The organism is Streptomyces sp. NPDC090108 (genome assembly GCF_044747185.1).
In the GTDB taxonomy this organism is placed as follows: Bacteria; Actinomycetota; Actinomycetes; order Streptomycetales; family Streptomycetaceae; genus Streptomyces.
Genome location: NZ_JBIVDQ010000001.1, coordinates 901,212 through 911,898 on the forward strand (window position 1 = coordinate 901,212; position 10,687 = coordinate 911,898).

Sequence of the window (10,687 nt, forward strand, 5' to 3'; positions counted from 1 at the left end):
CACCATCCTCGCGGATGACGGGCCCCCGGTTCCACTCCGGGTCGGCGGCACCGTGTCACGGGCGGAGAACCGGGCCGTCACACGGACGTCACCAGGTGATCGTCGTTGTTTCGCTTGTGCAACACCTGTCCAAAAGAGACTGGACAGGGACCGGTCTGTCCATAACGATGAACGCCGTGTCACTGCGGTCCGGTGGGGGGAAAACCGCTCAGACCTTGACGTTCCTCCGCGCCTTCCGCTTCGTCCCCGCAAGGTCAACGGAGGAACACCCCCATGAGTTTCGGCTCACCGAACAACCCCTACGGTCAGCCGCAGGACCCGCAGCAGGGTTACGGCTACCCGCAGGCGCCGCAGGCCCCGCAGGGCATCCCGCCGCAGCAGGGCTACGGCTACCCGCAGCAGGGTTACGGCGGCTACCCGCAGGCCGGTTACGGGCAGCCGTCGTACGCGAACTGGGGGCAGCGTTTCCTCGGCAAGCTCGTCGACCTCCTGATCCTGGGTGTGCCCTACGGCCTGGCGCTGGCGGGCCTGCGGAACGACATACCGGTCCTGGGCGCGATCGGCTTCCTCATCGTGTTCGGCCTCGCCATCTGGCAGATGATCATGGAGGGCAAGACCGGGCAGACCCTCGGCAAGAAGGCCGTCGGCATCCGCCTCGTCAAGGAGCTGACCGGCCAGCCGATCGGCTTCGGCATGGCGTTCGTGCGCCAGCTGGCCCACTTCATCGACAACGTCGCCTGCTACCTGGGCTGGCTGTGGCCGGCGTGGGACGCCAAGCGTCAGACGTTCGCCGACAAGGTGTGCGGCACGATCGTGATCCGCAGCCAGTGAGCTGAACTCCCGTAACGGAAAGCGGCCTTCCACACCCCGCGAAAGGGGGCGGAAGGCCGCTTTCCGTTGTTCACGGGTCTCCGTGCACCGCGGCCCCGCCGTCGCCGGCGAGCTCGGGCGAGCGGCCGGGCCGGGCGAGCGGCCGGGTCAGTGGAAGAAGTGCCGCGTCCCGGTGAAGTACATCGTCACGCCGGCCTGCTTCGCCGCCTCGACGACCTGCTCGTCCCGGATCGAGCCGCCCGGCTGCACGATGGCGCGCACCCCGGCGTCGATGAGGATCTGCGGGCCGTCGGGGAAGGGGAAGAAGGCGTCGGAGGCGGCGAAGGAGCCGCGCGCCCGCTCCTCGCCGGCCCGCTCGACGGCCAGCTTGCAGGAGTCGACGCGGTTGACCTGGCCCATGCCGACACCGACCGAGGCGCCGCCCTTGGCGAGCAGGATCGCGTTGGACTTCACCGCGCGGCAGGCCCGCCACGCGAAGGCCAGCTCGGCCAGTTCCTCGGGAGACAGCGCGTCACCGCTGGCCAGCGTCCAGTTCGCCGGGTCGTCGCCGTCGGCCTGGAGCCGGTCGGTCTCCTGGAGCAGCAGACCGCCGTCGATCTGCTTGCTCTCCAGCCGGCCGGCCGGGGCGTCCGGAGCCTTCAGCACACGGATGTTCTTCTTCTTGGCGAGGGCCTCCAGGGCCCCCTCCTCGTAGTCCGGCGCCACGATGACCTCGGTGAAGATCTCCGCGACCTGCTCGGCCATCTCCTTGCTCACCGGCCGGTTCACGGCGATCACGCCGCCGAACGCGGACAGCGGGTCGCAGGCGTGCGCCTTGCGGTGCGCCTCGGCGACGTCCGCGCCGGTCGCGATGCCGCAGGGGTTGGCGTGCTTGATGATCGCCACGCAGGGCTCGTCGTGGTCGTACGCGGCACGGCGGGCGGCGTCCGTGTCCGTGTAGTTGTTGTACGACATCTCCTTGCCGTGCAGCTGCTCGGCCTGCGCGAGCCCGGTGGCGCCGGCCTCGGTGTACAGGGCGGCGGGCTGGTGCGGGTTCTCGCCGTAGCGCAGGGTGTGCGCGCGCTCCCAGGTGCCGCCGACGAAGTCGGGGAAGGGGGAGTCGTCGAGGGGCGCGTAGCCGTCGGCGAACCAGGAGGCGACGGCCACGTCGTAGGCGGCGGTGTGCCGGAAGGCCTCGGCGGCGAGGCGCTTGCGGGTGGTGAGGTCGAAACCGCCGTCCTGGACGGCGCCGAGGACGTCGGCGTACCGCTCGGGGCTGGTGACGACCGCCACGGACGGGTGGTTCTTGGCGGCGGCGCGGACCATCGAGGGGCCGCCGATGTCGATCTGCTCCACGCACTCGTCGGGCGAGGCACCGGAGGCCACGGTCTCCCGGAACGGGTACAGGTTGACGACGACGAGGTCGAACGGCTCCACGCCGAGACCGGCGAGCTGCTCGCGGTGGCTGTCCAGGCGGAGGTCGGCGAGGATGCCGGCGTGCACCTTGGGGTGCAGGGTCTTGACCCGGCCGTCCAGGCACTCGGGGAAGCCGGTCAGCTCCTCGACCTTGGTGACGGGGACGCCGGCGGCGGCGATACGGCCCGCGGTGGACCCGGTGGAGACCAGCTCCACCCCGGCCGCGTGCAGCCCGCGCGCGAGGTCTTCCAGGCCGGTCTTGTCGTAGACGCTGACGAGCGCCCGGCGGATGGGCCGCTTGGTGCTCTCGGCGGTGGCGGTCACTGGATAACTACCTTTCGTCCCTCAATGCGGTGGCCGTGGCGGGCGAGCCGGCCCACGACCTCGACGAGCAGCCTTCGCTCGACGTCCTTGATGCGCTCGTGCAGCGCGCTCTCGTCGTCCTCGTCCCGGATCTCGACCACGCCCTGGGCGATGATCGGGCCGGTGTCGACGCCGTCGTCGACGAAGTGGACGGTGCAGCCGGTGACCTTGGCGCCGTACGCGAGTGCGTCCCGCACGCCGTGGGCCCCCGGAAAACTGGGCAGCAGGGCCGGGTGGGTGTTGACGAACCGGCCGCCGAACCGCGCCAGGAACTCCTTCCCGACGATCTTCATGAACCCCGCGGAGACCACGAGGTCGGGCTCGTACGCGGCCACGGCCTCGGCGAGCGCCGCGTCCCACTCCTCCCGGGCGGCGAAGTCCTTCACCCGGCGGACGAAGACGGGCAGCCCGGCCCGCTCCGCGCGGGCGAGCCCCTCGATGCCGTCGCGGTCGGCCCCGACGGCGACGACGCGGGCGCCGTAGGCCTCGGCTCCGGTGCGCTCGATCTCGTCCAGGAGCGCCTGCAGGTTGGTGCCGGATCCGGAGACCAGCACGACGAGGCGCTTGACCGCTGGGCCAGCGGGGGTGGCGGCCACGGTGGGGCCCTTTCTCGGGGAGCGACGGGTGTCCGGCCGGCGGTTTGTACAGTCGTACGAATGCTTCGCGCCCCGCGATACGGGGAAGTCTACGAAGCGGCCGACCGGCAGCAACGATACCGGCACTCCGGACGGCCCCCACGGGACGGGGGCCTGGCCGGAAGGTAGCGTTCGGGACGAGCCTGCTCGGGAACGCGGTCTTCGTGCGGTGCGTTCACGGGGTGGAAGCTCACGCCGGACAGCCGTTCCACCTAGGGGAAGACGCTCTTTTGATGCCCGATCGCAGCCCGCGACTCCTCACGTTCCCGCCACTGAAGGTCCAGGGAGGCGAGCGTGGTGCCACGCTGCTGCGGGAGCGTCCGGCCTCGCCGTCGCAGACGCCTCCCGGCGGCCGGGACGGTGACGGGCGCGCCGGTGGCGGCGGACACGAGGAGCACCGTGACCAGGGCGGACAGGCCGGACAGGCCGGGGACGGCGCCCGCGGCGGACAGCAGGACGACAACCCGTTCGCGCCGCCGCCGGAGGGCACGCCCGACCGGCCGTGGCAGCCTCGCCACCCCGAGGGTTCCCAGGGTTCCGGCTCCTCGTGGGGCGGCCAGTGGAGCGACCGGCAGCCCGGGCGCGCGCCGGGGAACTTCGGCGAGCGGCCCGGCGGCGGCCCCGAGGGCCAGGGGGGCCGGTCCGGCATGCGCTGGGACCCGGCGGACCCCGCCCAGCGCCGCGCGCGCTACGCGCTCCTGTCCGGCATGTGGGCGATCTTCTTCGTGCTGCTCGGCTGGCCCTACGTCTCCCTGCTGCTGGGCGCGCTCGCCCTGTACTGGGGCGTCAGCGCCCTGCGCGCCAAGTCCCGGCCCGCCGAGGACCCGGACCGTCCGGCGCCCGCGGCTCCTCCGGGCCCCCGCCCGCAGACCATGTCCGCGATCGGCGGCCTGGTCTCCGGGGCCCTGGCCCTGGTCCTGGTCGGCGGCGTCTTCTCCGTCCAGGTCGCCTACCGGGACTACTACACCTGCGTCAACGACGCCCTGACCCGCGAGTCCAAGCAGTCCTGCGACCAGATGCTCCCGCGCGAACTGCGGGGCATCCTGAGCGCCGGCAACGACTGAGCGGAGGCGGCGCCGGCCTCCGGCCCGTGTCCTCGCGGCAGGGTCTCGCGTCGCCACCCGGTTCAGCCCGTCCGGTCCGGCGGGGTGGACGGGGAGCGGTGAGCGTCGCCGGGGGGTGTGGGCTCGGGCGGCTCCGGCCGGTCCGGACCGGCCGCCGGTGCGCCGGAGGTGGCGTCCGGCTGCGCGGACGACGCCCGGTCCCGTCCGGGTGACGCCCCGGCAGGTGACGACGGGTTCCGCGGTGAGTCGGCCTGCGAGCTCTGCGGCAAGTCGGCCCGCGGGTTCTGCGGCGAGACGGCCTGCGGGTTCTGCGGTGAGACGGCCTGCGGGTTCCGTGGCAGGTCCGTCGTCGCGTCCGGGCCGTTTCGGGGGTGCCGGGCCGGCGGCTCGGGGTCCGGTGCCGTCGAGGCCGCGCGCAGGGCCGCCCAGCGAGCGGTGCGGGAGACGTCGTCGTCCTGCCATGCCGGAGGGAACGTGCCCTCGGCGGGGAGAACACCGTCCGGTCGATCCCGGGCCTGATCTCCGGCACGCCCGACGGAGGACGCGGGCGCGGGTCCGGGAACGGGAACGGCCGCGGAGGCGGGCGCGGTTCCGGATCCGGGCGCGGGGGCAGGCGCGGGGCCGGTGAGTACGGCCGGGTGGCCGGACGGGGTCCCGGCGGTCTCCTCCGAGGGGTCCCGCACGGCGGACGACTCGGCCGCGCCCTGTGCCGAGCGGTCCGCGACGACCTGCACGGCCGGGTCGCTCCCCGCGCCGGACTTCCCGGCGCGCGCGGCCCTCTTCACCGCCTTCGCGGCCTTCCCCGCCGCCGCCCGCTCCTGCTTCGCCGTCGCCCGCTCCTGTTTCGCCGCTCGGCGGTCCGTCCTCTTCGCCGCCTTCCGCGCCCTCTTCGCCTCCTTCAGCCCGCTCCTCGCGTCCTTGCGCGCCCTCTTCGCCGCCGCCTTCGCCGCCTTCCGTGCCGTACGGATCTCCGCGCGCCCCTCCTCGGCACCCTGCGCCGGGATCGCCCCCGGCCGCCGCGGCGTCCCCGGCTCGCGCGGTCCGCGCAGCCGCCACGCCCGTACGGTGAGCGTCACCGGCAGACCGGTCAGCGCGATCCAGCTGCCGGCCGCCGCACCGGTCCGCCATCCCGACGGGCCGAACCGGGACAGCGCGGCCACCCCCAGCGGCCCTCCGGCCAGTTCGGCGAGCAGGGCGAGCACGGCCGCGCACACCAGGGCGGCCAACAGCAGCACCCCCGCGGTCCGCGCGGCCGACCAGCGCGCCCGCGGCACCACGCGGGTGGCCGCTGCCGCGGGTGCCCCCTGTCTCGCGGCGGCGGACGGCTTCCCCGAAGCTCCCGGTTCGCGTCCGTCCGCCGCCGGCTTCCCGGGAAGAACCGGCCTCCCGGCGCCCGCCGGTCCCACCGCGAGAGCTCCCGCCTTCGCGGACGCCCCGGCCTTCGCCGGCGCTCCCGCCTTCGGGGCCGGCGCCCGCCGTACGGACCCGCGCGCGACGAACCATCCCACCGTCGCCCCCGCGGCCACCGGCACCAGCCCGGCCGCCCAGTTCAGCGGGGTCCCGGCACCCGCGTCCGGCACCCCGGCGAGCAGCGGGAAGGGCGGCAGCAGCGGGGCGGGATCGGCGGCGAGCGGGTGCACCATGTGCCCGGCACCGAGGGCGAAGCCGGGGCCGAGCGCGTACGCCGCCGCCCACACCGCCGCGTTGGGGATCAGCGCGACCCCGAGCAGCAGGACCGCGAACCGTCCGGTCCAGCCCTCCGTGAGCTGGAGGAAGGACACCCGGGCCGCATCCCCGTGCCACACCAGCGACACCGCGAGCAGCAGGGCCCCGCCGCCGGTGAGCACCGCCGTACCGGCCCCGGCGGCCCGGACGGCCGTACCCAGCCGCGCCCGCCCGTCGGGCCCGGACACCAGCCGTCGCACCGGCCGCGGCAGTACGGTCCGCAGCCGCGCCAGGGGTTCACGCGGACGGCCGTACGCCGACCAGACCCCGGCCCCCGCCGCGCCCGCCGCGACGAGCGGCAGACACAGGGTCACCCAGGGCCATTCGGGGCGCAGTTCACCGCCGGAGCAGTACAGCGCGGCGGGCACACCGACGCCGAGGTAGCCGGCGACGACGCCGGTCCACGCCGTGCGGGCGCGCACCGGCGGCGGCCCGTCGGGCTCGGGTGACGCGTCCGCCGCGTCCCGCGCCGCCCGGTACAGCAGCCACACCGGCACGGCGAGCAGCAGCAGCGGTGTCACGCCGACCGGGTGCGGGGCGCCGGAGAGCGTGTCGGCGCGGACCAGTTCGACCCCGTGCGCCAGCAGCCACAGCGCGGCGGCGATGTGCAGCGCGCCGCCCGGACCGCTGTCGGGGTACGGCGAACTGACCCACAGCACCATCACCAGCACCGCGGACGAGCCGAGTCCGAGCCCGGCCGCGAGCGCGCCTCCCATGAGGCTCGCGGCCAGTCCTGGCGAACGGTCACGCAGCCGGGTCAGCAGGGGCGACGAGCGGCGGGCGGTCAGCTGAGTCACGCCGCCATGCTCCCAACGACACGCGCTTTCCCGTCGTAACAGGCGATCGCCCGATGTGTCGCTCAATATATGTTTATGTACTTTTTCGCACGGAGGGGTGAGTTGTGACGCAGAATCCTGCCGGCCCGCTCCCACCGCCGAAGGAACGCCGCCGTCTGCGCGACGCCGCCTCGCTGACGCGGGCTCAGGTCGCCGCACACGTCGGCGTCAGCCGCGCGACGGTCCGCGCGTGGGAGCGCGGCCGCACCGCACCGAGCGGCCCGCGGGCCGCCGCCTACGCCCGCCTGATCGCCACACTCGCGTCACCGCCGACGGACGGCCGGGGACGGGAACGGACGGACGACGGGCAGCGGAAGGAACGTTCGGCCGCGCGGGTACCGGCACCCTCGCCCGCCGTCCCGTCCCTGACTCCCGATCAGGCCTTCGACGCGCTGTACGCGTTCTGCGCGCCCGCTCTCGTGCGCCAGACCTATCTGCTCACCGGGCGCCGCGAACTGTCCCGGGAAGCCGTGGAACGGGCGTTCCAGCTGGCCTGGCAGAACTGGCCCGAGGTGGCGCGCGACCGTGACCCGGGCGGCTGGATCCGGTCGACGGCGTACGAGTACGCCCTCTCCCCCTGGCACCGCTTCCGCCGCCGCCACCGTTCCCCCGAGTCCCCGCCCGCCGATCCGGCGGACCGCGCCCTGCTGCACGCGCTGCTGAAACTCCCGCCGTCGTACCGGCGCACCCTCGTGCTGTACGACGGCGTCGGCCTCGACCTGCCGGAGACGGCGGCGGAGACCGAGGCGAGCACACCGGCCGCGGCGGGCCGGCTGACCCGCGCGCGGGAGGCCGTGGCCGCGCAGGTGCCGGAACTCGCCGATCCGGCGGCCCTGCACCGGCGGCTGACCGAGCTGGCGTCCACGGAGAGGCTGCGCGCCACCGAACCGACGACGGTCCGGACGGTCGGCGAGCGCCGCAACGTCTTCTGGACCCAGGCGGCCATCGCGTTCACGGCCGCCATCGTCGGCGCGACGGCGCTGACCCTGCACACGGCCCCGACGCACTACATCCCGCCGCTCGCCCCGGCCCAGGCCGTGCGCGGGGTCCCGGTGGCCCCGGCCATGGGTCCGCTCTCCCCGGCCGAGACCGCGCTGCGGGCCAAGCTGCGCGGGACGGCGGAGAGCGGTCCGCAACGGCTCGTCCCGGCGGCGCGCTGACCGTTGCGGACGCGGCCGCTCCCGGCCGCACGGGCCCGGAACGCCGGTGGGCCTTCGCGAGCCGCGGTGGGCCTTTGCGAGCCGGGCCCGGAACGCCGGTGGGCCCGCCCCCCTCGAAGGGGAGCGGGCCCACCGGCGCGTGTGTCCGGAGACTCAGGCGCTCAGGATCTCGCGCGCCAGCTTCGCGGTCTCGGTCGGCGTCTTGCCGACCTTGACACCGGCGGCCTCGAGGGCCTCCTTCTTCGCCTGGGCGGTGCCGGACGAACCGGAGACGATGGCGCCGGCGTGGCCCATGGTCTTGCCCTCGGGCGCGGTGAAGCCCGCGACGTAACCGACGACCGGCTTGGTCACGTTCTCCTTGATGAACGCGGCCGCGCGCTCCTCGGCGTCGCCACCGATCTCACCGATCATCACGATCAGGTCGGTGTCGGGGTCGTCCTGGAACGCGGCCAGGGCGTCGATGTGCGTGGTGCCGATGATCGGGTCGCCACCGATGCCGACGGCCGTCGAGAAGCCGAGGTCACGCAGCTCGTACATCATCTGGTACGTCAGCGTGCCGGACTTCGAGACCAGGCCGATGCGGCCCGGCTTCGTGATGTCGCCCGGGATGATGCCGACGTTCGACTGACCCGGGGTGATGATGCCGGGGCAGTTCGGGCCGATGATGCGGGTCTTGTTGCCCTTCTTGCCGGCGTGCGCCCAGAAGGCGGCCGTGTCGTGCACGGCGATGCCCTCGGTGATCACGACGGCCAGCGGGATCTCGGCGTCGATCGCCTCGACGACCGCGTCCTTGGTGAACTTCTCCGGCACGAAGATGACGGAGACGTTGGCGCCGGTGGCCTCGATGGCCTCCTTGACGGTGCCGAAGACCGGTACCTCGGTACCGTCGAAGTCCACGGTGGTGCCCGCCTTGCGCGGGTTCACGCCGCCCACGACGTTGGTGCCGTCACCGAGCATGAGCTTGGTGTGCTTCATGCCAGTGGCACCGGTCATGCCCTGGACGATGACCTTGCTGTCCTTGTCGAGCCAGATAGCCATGGTGTGTTGTGTCCTCGTCCTGAGTGCTTACTTGGCGGCGTGGGCCAGCTCGGCGGCCTTGTCGGCCGCGCCGTCCATGGTGTCGACGCGCTGGACCAGCGGGTGGTCGGCGTCGGTGAGGATCTTGCGGCCCAGCTCGGCGTTGTTGCCGTCGAGGCGGACGACGAGCGGCTTCTCGACCTTCTCGCCGCGGTCCTCCAGGAGCTTCAGGGCCTGGACGATGCCGTTGGCGACCTCGTCGCAGGCGGTGATGCCACCGAAGACGTTGACGAACACGGACTTGACGTCCGGGTCGCCCAGGATGATCTCCAGGCCGTTCGCCATGACCTGGGCGGAGGCGCCACCGCCGATGTCCAGGAAGTTGGCGGGCTTGACGCCGCCGTGGTTCTCACCGGCGTACGCGACGACGTCCAGGGTGCTCATGACGAGACCCGCGCCGTTGCCGATGATGCCGACCTGGCCCTCGAGCTTGACGTAGTTGAGGCCCTTGGCCTTGGCGGCCGCCTCGAGCGGGTTCGCCGCGTCCTTGTCGTGCAGCTCTTCGTACTCGGGGTGACGGAACTCGGCGTTCTCGTCGAGCGACACCTTGCCGTCGAGGGCGATGACGTCACCGGAGGCGACCTTCGCGAGCGGGTTGACCTCGACGAGGAGGGCGTCCGACTTGATGAAGGTGTCCCAGAGCTTGACCAGGACGTTCGCGACCTTGTCCGCGACCTCGGCCGGGAACTTGGCGGCCTCGACGATCTCGCGGGCCTTCTCCGGGGTCACACCGTCGATCGCGTCGATCGGCGTCTTGGCGACGGCCTCGGGGCGGGTGGCCGCCACCTCCTCGATCTCCATACCGCCCTCGACGGAGGCGATGGAGAGGAAGGTGCGGTTCGCACGGTCGAGGAGGAAGGAGACGTAGTACTCCTCGACGATCTCCGGAGCGGTCTCGGCGATCATCACCTTGTGGACCGTGTGGCCCTTGATGTCCATGCCGAGGATGTCCGTCGCGCGGGCGACGGCCTCGTCCGGGGTGGCGGCGAGCTTGACGCCGCCGGCCTTGCCACGACCACCGACCTTCACCTGCGCCTTGACGACGGACTTGCCGCCCAGACGCTCGGTGATCTCGCGCGCCGCCTCAGGCGTGTCGATGACTTCACCGGCCAGCACCGGTACATCGTGCTTGGCGAAGAGGTCCCTCGCCTGGTACTCGAACAGGTCCACGCGCTTCCGTCCCTATCAGTGATCTCGCGGTTCGTTGGATGCGTGGGCGTGCCGCGAAGGGCAACGTGACGTCCGCTTGTCACTAGAGGGGCGCACACGGTGTCCGAGCGCGCGGCATGTCCGTCCGGCAGGTTATCCCCGCTGGCGTGAGCCCCCTAAATCGCGGGTCACACCTGGGCGGTGATACCTGTCACATGATGCCGGTTTTCCTGACACAGCGTGCCGAAATCGGGCTCGGGACGAAGAGATGTGCGGGGCCTCACCGGGCTGGGGTGAACCCGGTGAGGCCCCTGGGACGACCCCGGAGACCGGGGCCGGCGCGGGGGGGGGCCCCCCCCCCCGGGGGGGGCCGCCCCCCCCCGGGGGGGGGGGGCGCGGGGGGGGGGGGGGGGGGCCGGGGGGGGGGGGGGGGCCGCCGGCGGGGAGGGCGG

At 73.4% G+C, this 10,687-nt stretch carries 7 protein-coding genes and 1 pseudogene; 3 read left to right on the forward strand and 5 right to left on the reverse strand.

Annotation, left to right across the window (positions count from 1 at the left end):
- The first annotated feature begins 273 nt into the window (after positions 1–273).
- Positions 274–831 carry an RDD family protein gene (locus ACIPRD_RS03965; protein ID WP_356400733.1) on the forward strand — a complete coding sequence of 186 codons (558 nt, stop codon included), beginning with the start codon at positions 274–276 and terminating at the stop codon, positions 829–831.
- A 147-nt stretch (positions 832–978) separates the two neighbouring features.
- Here ACIPRD_RS03965 and purH read toward each other — a convergent pair whose 3' ends face one another.
- Entirely contained in the window at positions 979–2,550 is a 1,572-nt protein-coding gene (gene purH / locus ACIPRD_RS03970) for a bifunctional phosphoribosylaminoimidazolecarboxamide formyltransferase/IMP cyclohydrolase (RefSeq protein ID WP_356400735.1), read from the reverse strand.
- A complete protein-coding gene (purN, locus tag ACIPRD_RS03975) occupies positions 2,547–3,185 on the reverse strand; it encodes a phosphoribosylglycinamide formyltransferase (RefSeq protein ID WP_356400737.1) in 639 nt (212 codons plus the stop codon). The genes purH and purN overlap by 4 nt, the downstream gene beginning before the upstream one ends.
- Positions 3,186–3,457: 272 nt before the next feature.
- On the opposite strand from purN, the gene ACIPRD_RS03980 reads away from it, so the two are divergent.
- Complete coding sequence (locus ACIPRD_RS03980) at positions 3,458–4,288, forward strand: hypothetical protein (RefSeq protein ID WP_356400739.1); 831 nt, start codon at positions 3,458–3,460, stop codon at positions 4,286–4,288.
- Between the two features lie 1,445 nt (positions 4,289–5,733).
- On the opposite strand, the pseudogene ACIPRD_RS03985 reads toward ACIPRD_RS03980, so the two are convergent.
- Positions 5,734–6,810 (reverse strand): annotated as a pseudogene (locus tag ACIPRD_RS03985) (DUF6350 family protein); the annotation flags it as partial.
- A gap of 104 nt (positions 6,811–6,914) precedes the next feature.
- On the opposite strand from ACIPRD_RS03985, the gene ACIPRD_RS03990 reads away from it, so the two are divergent.
- Positions 6,915–8,009: a helix-turn-helix domain-containing protein gene (locus ACIPRD_RS03990; protein ID WP_401559639.1), complete on the forward strand. Its 1,095-nt coding sequence runs from the start codon at positions 6,915–6,917 to the stop codon at positions 8,007–8,009.
- 153 nt (positions 8,010–8,162) lie between these two features.
- On the opposite strand, the gene sucD is transcribed toward ACIPRD_RS03990, so the two are convergent.
- Together sucD and sucC are read right to left on the reverse strand one after the other, a co-directional pair.
- Positions 8,163–9,047, reverse strand: coding sequence for a succinate--CoA ligase subunit alpha (gene sucD / locus ACIPRD_RS03995; RefSeq protein WP_356400743.1), 885 nt, complete (start codon positions 9,045–9,047; stop codon positions 8,163–8,165).
- 27 nt (positions 9,048–9,074) lie between these two features.
- Complete coding sequence (gene sucC, locus ACIPRD_RS04000) at positions 9,075–10,256, reverse strand: ADP-forming succinate--CoA ligase subunit beta (RefSeq protein ID WP_356400744.1); 1,182 nt, start codon at positions 10,254–10,256, stop codon at positions 9,075–9,077.
- Positions 10,257–10,687: the final 431 nt, after the last annotated feature.

Excerpts from the sequence above, each read along its gene's own strand:
- sucD (WP_356400743.1), bottom strand. The coding sequence starts at position 9,047 with ATGGCTATCTGGCTCGACAAGGACAGCAAGGTCATCGTCCAGGGCATG.
- ACIPRD_RS03965 (WP_356400733.1), top strand. The coding sequence starts at position 274 with ATGAGTTTCGGCTCACCGAACAACCCCTACGGTCAGCCGCAGGACCCG.
- ACIPRD_RS03980 (WP_356400739.1), top strand. The coding sequence starts at position 3,458 with ATGCCCGATCGCAGCCCGCGACTCCTCACGTTCCCGCCACTGAAGGTC.